This is a genomic window from Alteromonas sp. B31-7, assembly GCF_015767655.1.
In the GTDB taxonomy this organism is placed as follows: domain Bacteria; phylum Pseudomonadota; class Gammaproteobacteria; order Enterobacterales; family Alteromonadaceae; genus Alteromonas; species Alteromonas australica.
Genome location: NZ_CP065233.1, coordinates 1,566,812 through 1,582,915 on the forward strand (window position 1 = coordinate 1,566,812; position 16,104 = coordinate 1,582,915).

Below are 16,104 nucleotides of genomic sequence, written 5' to 3' on the forward strand. Positions count from 1 at the left end.
GGATACGCCGTGGACACTTCTACAATCAATCAAGATTACTATTGGATGGCAAAAGCCATTCGTCTTGCCCAACGTGGTTTATACACTACGTCACCTAACCCTAGAGTGGGATGCGTCATTGTCTCACCAGACAATCACTGTGTGGGTGAAGGTGCCCATCTCAAAGCGGGAACACCTCATGCTGAAGTTCATGCCCTAAAACAAGCAGGTGACCTTGCTAAAGGGGCGACGGCATACGTGACGTTAGAGCCCTGTAGTCATTTCGGTAGAACGCCCCCCTGTGCCGAAGCGCTAATCCATGCTCAGGTAAAGCGTGTGGTGATTGCGATGACTGATCCAAACCCAAATGTGAGTGGCAACGGGATCCGCAAACTTCAAAATGCCGGAATTGAAGTCACTTCTGATGTAATGTCTGCCGAGGCCGGTGCGTTAAACCCAGGGTTTGTAAAGCGAATGCTAACCGGCAAACCTTATGTTCGGGTGAAGCAAGGTATTAGCTTAGACGGTAAAATTGCGTTAAAAAACGGGGTGAGTCAATGGATTACAGGGCCAGAAGCACGCCAAGACGTGCAGAAATACCGCGCACAAAGCTGTGCAGTATTGACAGGCTCAGGCACGGTAGAGGCCGACAACCCCAGTTTATTGGTGCGTCCAAGTGAAGCTAAACTCTCAGCCTATCCCCTTGATACACTTCGCCAGCCCGTGCGTGTTATTGTGGATGGTCAGTCTCGGTTAGCCAGCCATTACCAATGCTTCAACGATGGGTTCCCTACATACGTAGCCTCTACCTTACACCATGCAGATACCAAGCAAGGGCATTACCTTAAAGTTAACGCAAAAAACAATAAGGTTGATCTCAATCACCTAATGTTGCAACTAGGCGCTATGCAGTTCAATGAGGTATGGGTAGAGGCAGGACCAGGGCTGAGTGGTGCATTATTTGAGGCTGGCGAGGTAGATGAGTTTATTTGTTATCAAGCACCTATGCTGCTGGGTGACCAAGCAAGAAGTATGGTATCTTTGCCCCAATTTACCGCCATTGACCAAGCTGTTTCGCTGACTTTACTGGAGTCCCGTCACGTTGGTGAAGATTTAAAATTGCGTTATCGCGTGAACAACAGCGCGTTATAGCGCCGCGAGGAACACTATGTTTACTGGAATTATCGAATCCCTAGGCACCATTACCAAGTTAGATAACCGTGGTAACGACATTCGACTTACCGTGTCTTCCCCGACCTTAGATATGTCTGATGTCTCGCTAGGTGACAGCATAGCCACCAATGGCGTGTGTTTAACGGTGACCGAGATGGGATCCGACTACTATTGTGCCGATGTTTCAGCCGAAACGATAAAGCTGACCGGGTTTGCTCACTATGGCACTGGGTCCAAAGTGAATTTAGAAAAGGCCATGCGTCCTACCGATAGACTAGGTGGGCACATTGTGTCTGGTCACGTGGACGGTGTTGGCGAAATTAGCAAGATAATTAAACACACCGATTACATTGAATTTTGGGTAAAAGCACCAACATCATTAGCAAAATACATTGCACACAAAGGCAGTATCACGGTTGATGGTATAAGCCTGACCGTGAATGAAGTGAGTGGCGCAGAATTCATGCTGTGGATAATCCCACACACATTACAAGAAACCATCATGAGTACCTATAAAGTGGGCACGCGGGTCAATTTAGAAGTTGATGTAATTGCGCGATACCTAGAACGCTTAATGATGGGCGACAGCGCAGCGTCTACCGATACCAAAGGTATTGATATGGCGTTTTTAGCAGAAAATGGATTTTTAAAGAGATAACCCTACAAGAAGCACACACTATGGCATTTAACACCACACAAGAAATAATCGAAGATATTCGTCAGGGCAAAATGGTGATCCTGATGGATGATGAAGATCGTGAGAACGAAGGCGATCTCATCATGGCCGCTGAGCACGTTACGCCAGAGGCCATTAATTTTATGGTTACCCATGCTCGGGGCTTAGTATGCCTCCCTATGACCGAAGATCGTTGTAGACGGTTAAATCTACCGCTAATGGTAGATAAAAATGAAGCGCAGTTTTCAACTAACTTTACCGTCTCTATTGAAGCTGCTACGGGTGTGACCACGGGAATTTCGGCGGCAGATCGCGCAGTTACCATTAAAGCGGCGGTGGCTAAGGAAGCCAAAGCGTCTGATATTGTTCAACCTGGGCATATCTTTCCACTGATTGCGAAAGAAGGCGGGGTTTTAAACCGCGCGGGACATACCGAAGCTGGCGTAGACTTACCCCGTTTAGCAGGGTTAGAGCCTGCTGGTGTCATCGTAGAAATTCTCAATGAAGATGGTTCAATGGCACGTCGCCCTGAGCTTGAAAAGTTTGCGGAAAAACACGATCTTAAGATCGGTACCATCGCGGATTTAATTGAGTACAGAAATTTAAATGAAACCACTATCGAAAAAGTGGCGCAGTGTCACTTACCCACAGAATATGGTGATTTCGAACTGCATACATTTAAAGACAGCATTGACAACCAATTACACTTTGCCCTCAAAAATGGTGAAGTGACGGAAGACAACCCTACATTAGTGCGCGTACATCTTCACAATACGTTTAGTGATCTACTTGGCTCTACCCGTGGTATTCATCGCTCGATGACTTTGGCTGATGGCATGCGTAAGATTGCAGAAGAGGGCGGGGTATTGGTGCTATTAGGTAAAGAAGAGCATATTGAACATCAGGTACGCCGCTTTGCCGCTGAAGACCGAGGGGAACGTCCAGCCGGAGCCGATTGGCAGGGGTCTTCTCGCACTATTGGGGTGGGAAGCCAAATTCTCGTCTCTATGGGCGTTCAAAAGATGCGCTTACTCAGTAAACCTATCAAGTACCATGCATTGTCAGGCTACGGTCTTGAAGTGGTTGAGTACGTACACGACTAGCGCGAGTGCGAAAGTACCCGTTTACGAATAGTTGAAGTTAAAGAAACAATCGATTTAGTTTGGGCGCGGTTGTGGTATACTTCGCGCCGTTTTTCTCGAGGAATAAAATCATGCAAGTAGTTGAAGGTAACATCAGAGCAACGGGTAAGAAAATTGCCATTGTTGTTGCTCGCTTTAATAGCTTCGTAGTTGAAAGTTTATTAGAAGGCGCGTTAGACACACTAGACCGTCATGGTGAAGTGAATGAAGACGATATCACAGTGGTTCGTGTTCCCGGTGCCTATGAGTTGCCTATTGTTGCTAAGAAACTTGCTGAGAAAAAATCTTTTGATGCCATTATTGCATTAGGTGCAGTAATTCGTGGCGGCACGCCTCATTTTGACTTTGTTGCCGGTGAGTGCAACAAGGGCCTAGCACAAGTATCGCTAGAGTATGGTGTACCGGTTTCATTCGGCGTTATCACTACAGATTCTATTGAACAGGCTATCGAACGTTCTGGAACCAAAGCAGGTAACAAAGGCGCAGAAGCTGCCCTTGGTGCACTTGAAATGGTTAACGTTATTGATGCTGTTGAAAAGCTTTAAGGTAAAAAATACGTGAAAGTTTCAGCTCGTCGTAAAGCCCGTGAACTTGCCCTTCAGGGTGTATATTCATGGCAAATGAGTCATAACGACATTCAGCAAGTAGAGTTAGCTTTAGCCACAAGCAATGATATGCAAAAAGTGGATATGGCCTATTTTCAGGCATTGCTTCGTGGTGTCGCTCACAATGCAAGCCATTTAGACACAACCATTAAGCCGTATTTAGGTCGTTTACCTGAAGAGCTTGATGCCATTGAAAAGGCTATTTTACGCATTGCTACGCTGGAACTGACAGAGCGTATGGATGTACCGTATCGCGTTATTATTAATGAAGCCATTGAACTTGCTAAGGCATTTGGTGCCGAAGAGAGTCATAAGTTTATTAATGGCGCATTAGATAAAGCGGTTCGCACTTTACGTAAAGACGAACGCAATTAATCGTGTGCCAGTGACAGCCACTGTCACCAAAGGGCTTTACCCATTACCGTGAAAGAATTTGACCTAATCGGCCGCTATTTTTCTAATGGCGGCTACAAACGCAAAGATGTGATCATTGGCATTGGTGATGACTGTGCCGTAACCAAGGTGCCAGAAAATCAACAACTCGCCGTGACCACTGACACCCTCGTCGGTGGCGTACATTTCTTATCTGATGCACCTGCTAAATCGGTGGCGTATAAAACCGTCGCCGTTAACTTAAGTGATTTAGCGGCTATGGGGGCAGAGCCCGCATGGATCAGTTTGTCGCTTTCATTACCCGAAGTGAAAGAAGACTGGTTAGCGGAGTTCGTCGATGGGCTGTACGAGCTAACGCAGTATTATTCTGTACAGCTTATTGGTGGCGATACTGTGAAAGGCCCCATGTCGATGACCATTACGGCCCAAGGGTTCATTCCTCCAGGGTCTGAGTTAACCCGCAGTGGCGCGAACCCCGGAGACTGGGTTTACGTGACAGGCACGTTAGGCGACGCAGGCGCAGGGTTGGATATTTTGCAAAACACGTTAGAAGTGAAGGGCGAAGCGCGAGATGTGCTGATTAATCGTCATTACTTCCCAACACCGCGTGTCGCCGTAGGCACTGCTTTGCGCCGTATTGCCACATCGTGTATTGATATTTCAGATGGGTTACTTTCCGATCTCAATCATATTCTGACCGCGTCTGGCTGCGGGGCCAATATTCATGTGGACAGACTTCCTTTGTCACGTGCTATCACCAGTGCTGTAGATAACGATACGGCGATAGAGTATGCCTTAAGTGCAGGTGATGATTACGAACTTATCTTTACCGTCAGTGAAGAACAGAAAGGCAATTTAGAAACCTCTTTGGCCAGCACCAACGTTAAAGCTACCTGCATTGGGCAGCTATCAGGCCATTCGAGTAACTTGTCTTTGTTTAAGGGCGAGAAACCTTACACGCCAAAACGTGACAAAGGCTATGAGCACAATTTCTAATGCAAAAAGAATATCGCGCTAGAGTCAGCATGAGAAATCCAGTGCACTTTTTAGCACTGGGTTTTGGTAGTGGCCTTGTGCCGTTTATGCCAGGTACCTTTGGGTCTCTTGCTGCCGTCCCACTTATTTATTTCAGTGCCAATTTACCTGTTGCGTTATTTATCACCTTTACCTTGGTTGCCAGCGTAGTGGGTATTTATCTCTGTGGTAAAACCGCTGACGACATGCAAGTGCATGACCATGGCTCTATTGTATGGGACGAAGTAGCAGGTATGTTTATTAGCTTTCTTTTTGTGCCCATCACCGCGCCGACTTTACTCATCGGTTTCTTGTTGTTCCGTTTGTTCGATATCTTAAAACCTTGGCCAATTGGCGTGGTAGATAAACGTATGCATGGGGGAACAGGTATCATGTTAGACGATATTATCGCCGGGATAATGACGTGTGTCTGTATGCATTTAGTTATTCATTTATGGCCTGCGGTGTTGCTCATTTTTTAATGTCATAGGCTAACTTAGCGTATGGCGTTAAGCACCTGCCAGACATAGAAAAGGCCGCAACAGGTTCTGTTGCGGCCTTTTTGTTTGCCGATGTATTTAATAGGGTGAGCGTTGAGCTTACCCTTTTAGCGAATCAATCACTGCGGATATGCCAGCGGCATCTAATCCATGCTCTTTGTACATTTCCTCTTGTGTGCCTTGCAGTATAAAACTATCCGGTAGACCAAGCATACGAAGTGGCTTGAGTATGCCTTGTTGCTGCAAGCACTCATTTACAGCGCTGCCTGCGCCACCAGCTATACAGCCGTCTTCTAAGGTAACAAGTACATCGTGCGCGTGTGCTGCTTGTACAACTGCCTCGTCGTCGAGTGGCTTTACAAAGCGCATATCGATCACTGTTGCATTAGCAGCTTTGGCAGCTTCCAACGCGTAAGGAAGCAAAGTACCAAAGTTTAATATGGCGATTTTTTTGCCAGCGTCATTTGTAGCTTGGTGACAAACACGTGACTTCCCTAGCGCCATGGCGGTCATCGATGTTTCTGGCTCAATACCCATACCGGCACCACGAGGGTAGCGAACTGCAGCTGGTTTTTGCAGCTTGTGGCCGGTGTATAACATTTGTCGACATTCGTTTTCGTCAGCCGGCGTCATGATGATCATGTTCGGTATACAGCGAAGAAACGCAATATCAAACGCGCCTTGGTGAGTAGGGCCGTCGGCGCCCACAATTCCGGCTCTGTCAATGGCGAAAAGCACGGGAAGGTCTTGCAGCGCAACATCATGAATAAGCTGGTCGTAAGCCCGTTGTAAAAAGGTAGAGTAAATCGCTACAACAGGATTTAGGCCGTCTCTGGCTAAACCTGCAGCGAAGGTCACTGCGTGTTGCTCAGCAATCGCTACATCAAAGTATTGCTCGGGGTATTGTTGAGAAAACGCCACCATACCTGAGCCTTCCCGCATGGCGGGTGTCACGGCCATGAGTTTAGGGTCTTGTGCGGCCATATCGCAAAGCCATTGCCCAAATATTGTTGAAAACGTCGGTGACGATGGCTTCGACTTAGGTAGCGCATTATCAGCAGGGTTAAATTTAGGGACAGCATGGAATTTGATTGGGTCTTTTTCGGCAGACGGGTAACCTTTCCCTTTTTTGGTCACTACATGAAGAAGCTGCGGCCCTTCGAATTTTCGCATATTGCGAAGGGTATCGACTACGCCGTTAACATCATGTCCGTCAATAGGACCAATATAATTAAACCCTAACTCTTCAAAAATAGTGCCTGGTACCACCATGCCCTTAATGTGTTCTTCCGCTCGGCTAGCAAACTCTTTAATGGGGGGCACATTGCTGAGCAGTTTTTTACCGCCGTCGCGAATAGAGTTAAATAAATTCCCCGTTAGTAACCGTGCTAAGTGGCTGTTTAGCGCCCCTACGTTTTCGGAAATAGACATTTCGTTGTCATTTAAAACCACAACCATGTCTTTTTTGATATCGCCAGCGTGATTAAGTGCTTCAAATGCCATACCAGCGGTCATGGCTCCATCGCCAATAACGGCGACCACCTTTCTGTTTTGCCCTTCTTTTTCCGCCGCTACTGCCATGCCTAGGGCTGCGCTTATTGAGGTAGAAGAATGCCCCACTGCAAAGGTGTCGTAATCGCTTTCTGGCGGCCAAGGAAAGGGATGAAGCCCATCTTTTTGGCGGATAGTCGACATTTGCTCGGCACGGCCGGTGAGTATTTTATGGGGGTAGGCTTGGTGACCCACATCCCAAATTAATCGGTCGAAGGGAGTATGGTAGATGTAATGCAGTGCAACCGTCAGTTCTACCGTGCCTAAACCAGAGGCGAAATGTCCACTGGTCTGACTTACGCTATTAAGTAAGTACTCACGTAATTCGTCGGCCAACAGACGCAATTTTTCTTGCGGTAGTTGGCGTAGTTTTTCCGGCGTCTGCGCAAGTGCAAGCGTGGGGTAATGTTGGAGATCTAAACTCATTATTTATTATCTTTTTTCAACATGGAGGCAGAACTAGTGGTTTCTATTAACCAACAGCTCGCTAAATGCAATTAAACTGTCTGTATTGTAGGGCAAACTGGCTAAGGCTTGAAGTGCATTCTCGTGCAGCTTGCCTAGTTCCGCTTTGGCACCCTCCAACCCGAGCTTTGCCGGAAAGGTATTTTTACCTAAGGCGATATCAGAACCCGCAGGTTTGCCAAGTTGTTCACTGCTGCCTTCGACATCAAGAATATCATCCTGCACCTGAAAAGCGAGGCCAATAAGTCTGGCATAGCTTAGCAAGCTATCTTTGGTGTGGTCGTCAAGATCGCTTGCGACTAGGCAGGTCATTTCAACGCATGCCTGAAGCAATGCGCCCGTTTTCAATTTGTGGAGTTCACGTAGCTGGGTTAAATCTATGCTTTTGCCTGTACTGGCTAAATCGATGGCTTGGCCACCGCACATGCCCATATACCCAGCGGCTTGGGCTAACACTGACAATAGATTCGCACGGCGGCTATGCGCGAAATCGCTCAATGGTGTATCGGCTAAATGGCTGAATGCTAGTGCTTGCAGTGCGTCACCGGCCAAAATAGCGGTGGCCTCATCAAAGGCGATATGGCAAGTCGGCTGCCCCCGACGTAAATCATCGTCGTCCATGGCTGGCAAATCATCGTGAACCAGTGAATACGCGTGTACGCACTCGATGGCCATGCTAATCGCCATTTGGTCTTTCTTGGGCACATCCAGCGCATTTCCCACTAGTTGAACTAACAAGGGGCGCATGCGCTTACCCCCCGCAAGAAGGGAATGGTGCATAGCGGCCTTCAGGCGAGGAGCATGATTGGGTAGCGCATCAATGAGCGTGACTAATGCGGCATCAGTTTGCAGCTTAATTTGCTGATGCAATGCAGTAAAGTTCATAGGGTTCCTGTATTAAGATAAGCGAGTAACGTTAGGGCTGCTCGTTTTCTGGCAGAGTGTGAAGCTGATTTTCGCCTTGCTCATTAACAAGGATCTTCACTTTTTGCTCAGCTTGTTCTAATGATTGCTGGCCCAAACGTGACAGGGCAACGCCTCGCTCAAACTTTTCTAGTGCAACCTCTAGCGGTAAATCACCGTTTTCCATTTCTGATACAATGGCGTCCAGTTCACTTAATGTTTCTTCAAATGAGGGAGAATCTTTCTTTTCTGTCACGATAGTACTCGATATGCGGTGATTATTCGGATTACGCGCACATTAACTGAGGGTTGCCAAAGGGTCAAATGAAAACTCTATCCTAATGACGATATAAAGAAGCTCAGCAATTAGGTGCGAGATGGGTGAAAAGGTTCTACTATCTAAAAAAACAAAATTACGGATTTTAAGATATTCTTATTATAGAATTTTTTGAACATGCCGATAGAATAGCCATAGTCGTTATGCGTCAGCTATAAAAGCAACAAATGAGGAAGAGTGAGTGGATTTAGCAACCGTCATAGGTATGTTGGGCGCCATAGGTTTCGTGGTAATGGCCATGGTAATGGGCGGCAGCATAAGTATGTTCGTCAATGTCCCTTCAATTTTGATTGTTTTTGGCGGCACATTGTTCGTAATTTTATCTCAATACACCATGGGGCAATTTTTCGGCGCAGGTAAAATTGCCGGTAAAGCATTCATGTTTAAGATTGACTCCCCAGAAGAGTTGATTGAAAAAATTGTTGAGATGGCCGACGCCGCAAGAAAAGGGGGCTTTCTGGCGCTTGAGGAAGCCGAGATTGACAACCCTTTTATGCAAAAAGGCGTTGATATGCTGGTGGACGGACACGACATCGAAGTCGTGCGAGATACACTGGCGAAAGACATCAGCATGACCACAGACCGACACGAATTTGGTGCGACCATCTTTAAGGGGATGGGCGATGTTGCCCCGGCAATGGGAATGATAGGTACACTCATTGGTTTGGTCGCCATGCTATCGAACATGGATGACCCAAAATCTATTGGCCCCGCAATGGCAGTTGCTTTGTTAACCACACTTTACGGTGCCTTTATGGCGAACATCATTTGTTTGCCTATGTCAGTAAAGCTTAACAACCGTGCTCAAGAAGAAAAACTTAACCAAATGCTGGTACTGGATGGCATCGTAGGCATTGCTGATGGACAGAATCCTCGAGTTATTGAAGGTATGCTCAAGAACTACCTAGCGGCGAGTAAACGCAATACAGGAACTGAGGACGAGTAATGGCTGAGCAAGAGTGCCCCAAATGCCCGCCGGAAGGGCTGCCCGCCTGGATGGGCACCTTTGCTGACCTTATGTCTCTTCTAATGTGCTTTTTTGTACTTTTGTTGTCGTTCTCAGAGATGGATGTGCTTAAGTTTAAACAAATCGCCGGTTCGATGAAGTTTGCCTTTGGTGTGCAAAATAAAATAGAAGTTAAAGATATTCCCAAGGGCACCAGTGTTATTGCTATGGAATTTAGACCGGGCAAGCCTGATCCATCACCCATAGATACCATTCAGCAGCAAACCATTGATATGACCCAGCAAATGCTAGAATTCCAAGCCGGTGATGAAGACTCTGCTGGCGGGCGGCAAAAGCAACGGGGTGAACAGCGAGGGGGGCAGTCGCAGCAAACGGCAACCGATCAGTCTTCCTCCGCAGAACAAGCGGCGGAACAAAATGAAACCGCTGAGCTGATGAAGAAAATTGCTCAGCAGTTGGAAAAACAAATACTCGATGGCTCAATCGAAATGGAGTCTTTGGGGCAACAAATCACTATTCGTATCCGCGAAAACGGATCATTTTCAGCAGGTTCAGCATTCTTACAGCCACAATTTAAGCCTATTGTGCGAAAAATTGGTGAGTTGCTTGCTGATGTGCCTGGGGAAATAGAAATTTCGGGCCACAGTGATGGCCAGCATATTGCCAACGAGCTATATCGCTCGAATTGGGATTTGTCATCTCAGCGAGCGGTTGCGGTGGCAGAAACAATGAGGGTTGTCTCAGGTTTTGACGAAAGCCGAATGTCTGTTGTGGGTAAGGCGGACACCCAGCCTATTGTTCCTGATGCAACTTCGCCCCTTGATAGAGCACGAAATCGCCGTGTGGAAATTAATATTAATCAGGGCAAACCCATGTTATCTAAACCTATATCGGTGGTGGACGAATAACCGTTTGTCTCTCACCGATAGAGGCTTTGGCATTCACCTATCTGGATTAGCGATGTAACATGTCGCGATGGTGAGGTTTAGCAATCACTAATTGCACTGTACTTATGGTTCGCTCTAAGAACCCCCCTTCGCAGTATTTTAAATAGTAGGTCCACATTCTAACAAACCGTTCATCGTAGCCGTCTTTCAATAGGGCTTCTTTTGCCGAAATAAATGCCTGGTACCAATGATTCAGCGTGTAGGCATAATCTAACCCTATATCGTGCAAGTCGCGAATCATCATGTTTGTGTGACGTTTAAGGTGGGCATTTAATTGATATTGTGAAGGCAAAAAGCCACCTGGGAATATGTATTTCTGTATAAAATCGACACTATTGGCATAGCTGTCGTAACGTCTGTCATCAATAGTAATCGACTGCAATAACATTAAACCGTTATCTTTAAGCAGTGACGAACATTTCTCAAAGAAATTACCCAAGTAGTCTTTGCCTACGGCTTCAATCATTTCAATGGACACTAACTTGTCGAACTTACCTTCGAGTAGGCGGTAGTCTTTTTTCAATAAGGTTATATTCGACGTTAGCTGTTCTTTTTCAATCCACTGCTGAGCCCATGCATGTTGCTCTTCCGATATGGTCGTAGTGGTCACCTTACACCCATAATGTTTGGCGGCAAATACGGCAAGGCCGCCCCAGCCTGTACCTATTTCTAGTAGGTGGTCGTGCTCGGTTAATTTCAACTTATCGCAAATGGTTTTGAGCTTATTGTTTTGCGCTTCATGAAGGCTCGCCGTGGGGTCAGGATAAATTGCCGATGAATACATCATGGTGGGGTCTAAAAAACGGGTATAAAGTTTATTGCCCAAATCATAGTGAGCTTCAATGTTCTTTTTCGCTTGTGACTGCGTGTTGCGATTGGTGAAATGCTGTAACTTTAACAGTGGCATAGAAAGCCACTTGAATTTGTTTTCCCATTTATCAAGGGTGGGTAAATTACGCGCGAAAATTTGAACCACAGCAGTGACATCGTCGCTGTCCCAAAGCCCATCCATAAATGCTTCACCCGCTCCCACGCTGCCGCCTAGTAACAACTGGCGGTAGGCTTTGATAGACAGAATGTTCACGTTTGCCTGTAGCGTGTCATCCGGAAGACCAAATTGGGCCACTTTATGTCCATTTTCTAAAATGGTTAATGCACCGAGGGGTAACTTATCTAAGCAGCGTAAAAATACGCTACGACACATTTTATCTATCACTGACGCTTGTTCAGTATCTATAAGTACAGATTCACCAAAAGACATGTTGTTATTATTCCTAACTCTTTTCCGGATGGTCATACAAGGGCGTGCGCTTTATTAACAGTTTCAAAGCTTGCCAATAAATACCAAGCATGGTTTTTATTGTCATGCTAGGTATACGTTTCATTGCCTGCCTTAGATTCGCATTATCTAATGTTAAACGAGACAAACTGATGCCCGCGCTAAACTCTTTGTCTTCGCGCACGCAATTCATAGTCAGTTTTAATGTGGCATCAGGTTGCGAAATTTGCCACTGATACGTCATATCCATGGGGTTAAAAGGCGAAACATGGAACGCTTTTTTCGTATCGTCTTGGGTGTGTAAGTCTACCAAGTAGTAATGCCGTTGGTTCCACGGCGTATTGCTTACTTCGGCTAACAAATAGGTAAATGCGCCTTGTGGGCTTCGCAAATAGTAAAAATTAACAGGGCTGAAATACAGCCCCCACATCCTTAATTGGCCAAGCATAAAAACATCACCATCTGTGAGCTTTGCGCCTAAGGAGGTCATTTTTTGCCTTACCGCACAAGACAACGGAATGTCGCTGGGGCCTAAATAATCGCTGCGTTTAAATCGCACTCGAGCACGTGACCGAGAAGAAAAGTGTGTCAGTTGCGTGTTTAATTCGTCTATCTCATCTAACTGAAGCCAGAATAAGTAGATGTCATAGTCAAACTTATGCTGAGTGGGCAAAAAGCGCTGGTGGTACACCTTACCTTGATAAAGTGCACTCTCCATTACAAGCGCGCTCCAAACCGTGCGCACACATCAAGGGCGCTTTTTACACCGTCTTCATGAAACCCGCTGTACCAATAAGCGCCGCAAAAATGCAGGCCGTCTTGGCCGCATATTTCCAGCCTACGTTGCTGAGCTTTAACCATTGCTTCGCTGTACTGAGGATGTGCGTAGCTATATTGGCCAATGATATCTGACGCGGTGATGTCGTTTTTATTCAGGGTGACGCAATACTCATTTTTCGCATCGAGTTTTTGCAAAATATTCATGTTGTACGTCACTGACGCCGGCTGTTGCTCTTCATTAGCTTCATCATTGAGCCTGTAATTCCAACTGGCCCACGCGAGTTTACGTTTCGGTAACTGATCTTTATCTTTGTGCAGTATCACATCATTGGCGGCGTAGGGAATGGCGCTCAGAATTTCCTGCTGGGCGGGGGAGGGTGAACCTAACATCCGAAGGGCTTGGTCACTGTGACACGCAAGCACCACTTCATCAAAGCGCTCTGTATTACCTTGTTTATCTTTAACAAACCAATACTCCTCTTTTTTATCCACCGATTGTACACCGCACGATAGCTTGATTTTATCTTTGAAACTGGCGGTCAGTGGCGGGATGTATTGATTGGACCCGCCTTTAATTGTGTACCATTGCGGTCTGTCGTTAATGTTTAGTAAGCCGTGGTTGTTAAAAAACTGAAGGAAGAACGTAAGCGGGAATTGTCGAGTTTGCGCCAACGTGGCCGACCATATAGCAGCGCACATGGGTAAAATGTAATAGCGGGCGAAGTCGTCGCTTAAACCTAGTTCTTCAATAATATCGTTTAGGGTTAAGCCTTCGGTGTCGCGCTTCTTTGCCACCATACGCTTACACGCTTTATTGAAGGTTAGAATGTCGCCAATGATACGCCAAAACCGAGGACGTAAAATATTCCGTCTTTGCGCGAACAAGCTGTTTAACGTATTACCATTATATTCTAAGTTTGCTTTTTCACTGGTAACAGAAAAGCTCATTTCTGTAGGTTGGTAATCAACGCCAAGCTTATTCATCAACGCGATAAAATTGGGGTATGTCCAATCATTAAACACAATAAATCCGGTATCAATATTTAAGGTATTGCCGCTTTCTTGTACTTTTTTGGTGGCAGTATGGCCGCCAATATAGTCATTCTCCTCATACACAATAATGTCGTGCTCTTGATTAAGAAGGTAAGCAGTGGTTAGCCCTGAAATCCCTGTGCCGACAATGGCTATTCTTTTTTTCATTTTTATTATTCTCTTGTAATGAGGTACGACTATTTTTCTCGCATCGACAACGACAATCGTTTCTGAATAGACTGCGGTAGCACATGCATAAACCGCAACATCAACCCGAAGACGCGTGGAAAGAATACGGTTTGTTTATGGCTTTCTATGCCTTTCAACATGGCTTTTGCAGCCTCTTCAGAAGAAATTTTCATTGGCATATCAAAATCGTTTTTATCAGTCAGCGGGGTTTCTACGAATCCTGGTGAAACTGCCTGAACGACAATGCCTTTATCATGTAGGTCAACCTCTAGACTCTTGGTGAAGTAGTGCAACGCCGCTTTACTTGCGCCGTAGGCTTGCGTTCGTGTAAACGGAAGTAAACGTGCCATACTGTCCACAATGACCAGCTTGTTGCCTTTCTGCAATTGTGGAAGTAAGCCGTTAACACAATGAATAACACCAAAAAAATTCGGTTCAAAAACCCGTCTAAACATGGCCGGTTCAAAGCTGTCTATGTCAACGTATTCACAGGTACCAGCGTTGAGCACGGCAATATCACAAGTGATTTGGCCTAGGGCGGCGGCAGTTTCTTCTTCTGAGGCCACGTCAAATTTAAGGGAAGTAATACTTCGATGCTTAGACAACGTATTTAACGCCTCTTCATTTCTGCCACATGCGATAACCTGGTATCCCTTGTCTGCAGCATAGATAGCGAGCGCTTTTCCTATGCCTGATGTGGCGCCTGTGATGAGCATCTTTTTCATTTGGCTAGCCTTGTTTTTATTTTCTTTACAAAATACCCCAATAGAGGAATATGCTCATAAACCATTTCACCTAAGTCATAATAGTCTTTGTGATAGACAATAATATCGTCAACCACTTTGAGTTGAGTGATACCATCAACGTTAATGTACTTGTTACCGGTTTTCAGCGTAAGGTGCATGGTCCAACTTACACAGTGCGTCACACCGGCATCATTATCTGTTGTAGGCAAAATGGCAGATATATCAAATTTGCAGCTTTGCGCCTGGCCAAGTAAATTTTCAAAGTACCGCTTTACGTCATCAATACCCTTATGGGTAGTAATGGGGTCGATAAATACCACATCACGTCCATATATAGTGGCCAAGTCATCTGGGCTAAATTGCGTGATGTCTGAGTAAATATGACAGAAACGGTCGATTACATTCATTTTAGTCCTGTTTTCACAAAGCGTGGGTGACAACCCAGTTACAATGCACGTGAAACTTTCTTTAGGGTGCAAATTTTCTACCCGTCCAAGCAAGGAGCGCTGCTTTTTCGGTAAAATTTCGCGTACTTATTATTTAAATGTTTTTATGGCGAGCTTGGCGTTGGTTTAACGTTTGTGAGACAAGCTGCTGAATTACATACCTTAACGTGATTTTTTACCGTTTTCATTCCTGCAAGGATCATTCGCTTCTTACTAAAGTGTGAAATTCTTTCTCATGCGATCCAATATCTTCACACTGCCGTAGTGGTCTTAGTGTTTAAGAGTTAGGTTGTTATGAGCCAATCACAGGTACCTTTATTTCCGCTTTCCGCGCATCTTCTTCCTGAAGGGAGAATGTATTTGCGTATTTTTGAGCCTCGTTATATTCGAATGGTTAAGCAGGCATGCGCCGAAAACACTGGCTTTGTTATGTGTATGCTCAATGCAAAAGGCGATAAAAGTGCGAACGAACACATTTATCCCATTGGCACATTTGCGCATGTGGTCGATTTCGATTTAATGGATGATGGGTTGCTTGGCATAAAGGTTGCTGGTTCTCATCTTGTAGAGGTGTCGAATATAACCTCAGAGTCAGACGGGCTTCGACTAGGTCAATGTACGTCGCTGTCAGATTGGCCTGAGGATATTGACCCCAAAAAAATTGCGCCTATGGATGAGCGTCTTAAAGAGATTTTTGCGAAGTATGAGGATATCTCTGGCTTATACGACAACCCGCGATTCAATGACCCTTTATGGGTGCTGCGACGCTGGTTAGAGCTTTTGCCAGTAGATGGCGGGCTAAAGCAGCAATTCTTACAACATAATGATTGTTCGAAACTGCTAAATTACCTCAATGCATTGGTCCCATAAGAAGGGTCTCTTTAGTGAAGAAAACGACGTTTAATTTACATTACATAAATGTAATGAGATTTAGCCGAAAATGACGAACAGTTTTCTTAGTTTATCCGTAGAATAAACTA

The 16,104-nt window shown here is 45.6% G+C and carries 18 protein-coding genes; 10 read left to right on the top strand and 8 right to left on the bottom strand.

Annotated elements, in window-relative coordinates; translation table 11 throughout:
* The first annotated feature begins 9 nt into the window (after positions 1–9).
* From ribD to IUA53_RS06660, 7 genes are all read left to right on the top strand, one after another.
* Entirely contained in the window at positions 10–1,131 is a 1,122-nt protein-coding gene (gene ribD, locus IUA53_RS06630) for a bifunctional diaminohydroxyphosphoribosylaminopyrimidine deaminase/5-amino-6-(5-phosphoribosylamino)uracil reductase RibD (protein ID WP_196898829.1), read from the top strand.
* A 16-nt stretch (positions 1,132–1,147) separates the two neighbouring features.
* Positions 1,148–1,810, top strand: coding sequence for a riboflavin synthase (locus IUA53_RS06635; RefSeq protein WP_196898831.1), 663 nt, complete (start codon positions 1,148–1,150; stop codon positions 1,808–1,810).
* 20 nt (positions 1,811–1,830) lie between these two features.
* Complete coding sequence (gene ribBA, locus IUA53_RS06640; protein ID WP_044057538.1) at positions 1,831–2,931, top strand: bifunctional 3,4-dihydroxy-2-butanone-4-phosphate synthase/GTP cyclohydrolase II; 1,101 nt, start codon at positions 1,831–1,833, stop codon at positions 2,929–2,931.
* Between the two features lie 110 nt (positions 2,932–3,041).
* On the top strand, positions 3,042–3,515 hold the full coding sequence (gene ribH / locus IUA53_RS06645; RefSeq protein ID WP_013783365.1) for a 6,7-dimethyl-8-ribityllumazine synthase: 474 nt from the start codon (positions 3,042–3,044) through the stop codon (positions 3,513–3,515).
* A 12-nt stretch (positions 3,516–3,527) separates the two neighbouring features.
* Entirely contained in the window at positions 3,528–3,950 is a 423-nt protein-coding gene (nusB, locus tag IUA53_RS06650) for a transcription antitermination factor NusB (protein ID WP_044057537.1), read from the top strand.
* A 48-nt stretch (positions 3,951–3,998) separates the two neighbouring features.
* Entirely contained in the window at positions 3,999–4,964 is a 966-nt protein-coding gene (gene thiL, locus IUA53_RS06655) for a thiamine-phosphate kinase (protein ID WP_044057536.1), read from the top strand.
* Complete coding sequence (locus IUA53_RS06660; protein WP_044057535.1) at positions 4,964–5,464, top strand: phosphatidylglycerophosphatase A family protein; 501 nt, start codon at positions 4,964–4,966, stop codon at positions 5,462–5,464. Before thiL ends, IUA53_RS06660 begins: the two co-directional genes overlap by 1 nt.
* Before the next feature lie 117 nt (positions 5,465–5,581).
* Here the strand turns inward: IUA53_RS06660 and dxs are convergent, their stop codons facing one another.
* The 3 genes from dxs to IUA53_RS06675 are packed head-to-tail and all read right to left on the bottom strand — an operon-like array spanning position 5,582 to position 8,657.
* Positions 5,582–7,459 carry a 1-deoxy-D-xylulose-5-phosphate synthase gene (dxs, locus tag IUA53_RS06665; protein ID WP_044447966.1) on the bottom strand — a complete coding sequence of 626 codons (1,878 nt, stop codon included), beginning with the start codon at positions 7,457–7,459 and terminating at the stop codon, positions 5,582–5,584.
* 33 nt (positions 7,460–7,492) lie between these two features.
* Positions 7,493–8,383 (bottom strand): farnesyl diphosphate synthase, encoded by an 891-nt coding sequence (locus IUA53_RS06670; RefSeq protein WP_044447964.1) that lies wholly within the window; start codon positions 8,381–8,383, stop codon positions 7,493–7,495.
* A gap of 31 nt (positions 8,384–8,414) precedes the next feature.
* Entirely contained in the window at positions 8,415–8,657 is a 243-nt protein-coding gene (locus IUA53_RS06675) for an exodeoxyribonuclease VII small subunit (protein WP_044447962.1), read from the bottom strand.
* 262 nt (positions 8,658–8,919) lie between these two features.
* Between IUA53_RS06675 and pomA the strand changes: the two genes are divergently transcribed.
* Together pomA and IUA53_RS06685 are read left to right on the top strand one after the other, a co-directional pair.
* Complete coding sequence (gene pomA / locus IUA53_RS06680; RefSeq protein ID WP_044057531.1) at positions 8,920–9,684, top strand: flagellar motor protein PomA; 765 nt, start codon at positions 8,920–8,922, stop codon at positions 9,682–9,684.
* Positions 9,684–10,613, top strand: coding sequence for a flagellar motor protein MotB (locus IUA53_RS06685; RefSeq protein ID WP_044057530.1), 930 nt, complete (start codon positions 9,684–9,686; stop codon positions 10,611–10,613). Before pomA ends, IUA53_RS06685 begins: the two co-directional genes overlap by 1 nt.
* Positions 10,614–10,659: 46 nt before the next feature.
* Here the strand turns inward: IUA53_RS06685 and IUA53_RS06690 are convergent, their stop codons facing one another.
* The 5 genes from IUA53_RS06690 to IUA53_RS06710 are packed head-to-tail and all read right to left on the bottom strand — an operon-like array spanning position 10,660 to position 15,085.
* Positions 10,660–11,913, bottom strand: coding sequence for an SAM-dependent methyltransferase (locus tag IUA53_RS06690; RefSeq protein WP_196898833.1), 1,254 nt, complete (start codon positions 11,911–11,913; stop codon positions 10,660–10,662).
* A gap of 13 nt (positions 11,914–11,926) precedes the next feature.
* Positions 11,927–12,649, bottom strand: a complete 723-nt coding sequence (locus tag IUA53_RS06695; protein WP_044447960.1) for a DUF1365 domain-containing protein — start codon at positions 12,647–12,649, stop codon at positions 11,927–11,929.
* Positions 12,649–13,911, bottom strand: a complete 1,263-nt coding sequence (locus tag IUA53_RS06700) for an NAD(P)/FAD-dependent oxidoreductase (RefSeq protein ID WP_044447958.1) — start codon at positions 13,909–13,911, stop codon at positions 12,649–12,651. The genes IUA53_RS06695 and IUA53_RS06700 overlap by 1 nt, the downstream gene beginning before the upstream one ends.
* 29 nt (positions 13,912–13,940) lie before the next feature.
* Positions 13,941–14,657 carry an SDR family NAD(P)-dependent oxidoreductase gene (locus tag IUA53_RS06705; protein WP_044447956.1) on the bottom strand — a complete coding sequence of 239 codons (717 nt, stop codon included), beginning with the start codon at positions 14,655–14,657 and terminating at the stop codon, positions 13,941–13,943.
* The gene (locus IUA53_RS06710) at positions 14,654–15,085 is read right to left on the bottom strand and encodes a nuclear transport factor 2 family protein (RefSeq protein WP_044449620.1); all 432 of its coding nucleotides are present in this window, start codon (positions 15,083–15,085) and stop codon (positions 14,654–14,656) included. The genes IUA53_RS06705 and IUA53_RS06710 overlap by 4 nt, the downstream gene beginning before the upstream one ends.
* A 333-nt stretch (positions 15,086–15,418) precedes the next feature.
* On the opposite strand from IUA53_RS06710, the gene IUA53_RS06715 reads away from it, so the two are divergent.
* Complete coding sequence (locus IUA53_RS06715; RefSeq protein ID WP_044057524.1) at positions 15,419–15,994, top strand: LON peptidase substrate-binding domain-containing protein; 576 nt, start codon at positions 15,419–15,421, stop codon at positions 15,992–15,994.
* Positions 15,995–16,104: the final 110 nt, after the last annotated feature.

Coding starts and splice junctions, on each gene's coding strand:
- IUA53_RS06635 (WP_196898831.1), top strand. CDS start 1,148: ATGTTTACTGGAATTATCGAATCCCTAGGCACCATTACCAAGTTAGAT.
- ribBA (WP_044057538.1), top strand. CDS start 1,831: ATGGCATTTAACACCACACAAGAAATAATCGAAGATATTCGTCAGGGC.
- ribH (WP_013783365.1), top strand. CDS start 3,042: ATGCAAGTAGTTGAAGGTAACATCAGAGCAACGGGTAAGAAAATTGCC.
- IUA53_RS06660 (WP_044057535.1), top strand. CDS start 4,964: ATGCAAAAAGAATATCGCGCTAGAGTCAGCATGAGAAATCCAGTGCAC.
- dxs (WP_044447966.1), bottom strand. CDS start 7,459: ATGAGTTTAGATCTCCAACATTACCCCACGCTTGCACTTGCGCAGACG.
- IUA53_RS06670 (WP_044447964.1), bottom strand. CDS start 8,383: ATGAACTTTACTGCATTGCATCAGCAAATTAAGCTGCAAACTGATGCC.
- IUA53_RS06685 (WP_044057530.1), top strand. CDS start 9,684: ATGGCTGAGCAAGAGTGCCCCAAATGCCCGCCGGAAGGGCTGCCCGCC.
- IUA53_RS06690 (WP_196898833.1), bottom strand. CDS start 11,913: ATGTCTTTTGGTGAATCTGTACTTATAGATACTGAACAAGCGTCAGTG.
- IUA53_RS06695 (WP_044447960.1), bottom strand. CDS start 12,649: ATGGAGAGTGCACTTTATCAAGGTAAGGTGTACCACCAGCGCTTTTTG.
- IUA53_RS06700 (WP_044447958.1), bottom strand. CDS start 13,911: ATGAAAAAAAGAATAGCCATTGTCGGCACAGGGATTTCAGGGCTAACC.
- IUA53_RS06705 (WP_044447956.1), bottom strand. CDS start 14,657: ATGAAAAAGATGCTCATCACAGGCGCCACATCAGGCATAGGAAAAGCG.
- IUA53_RS06710 (WP_044449620.1), bottom strand. CDS start 15,085: ATGAATGTAATCGACCGTTTCTGTCATATTTACTCAGACATCACGCAA.
- IUA53_RS06715 (WP_044057524.1), top strand. CDS start 15,419: ATGAGCCAATCACAGGTACCTTTATTTCCGCTTTCCGCGCATCTTCTT.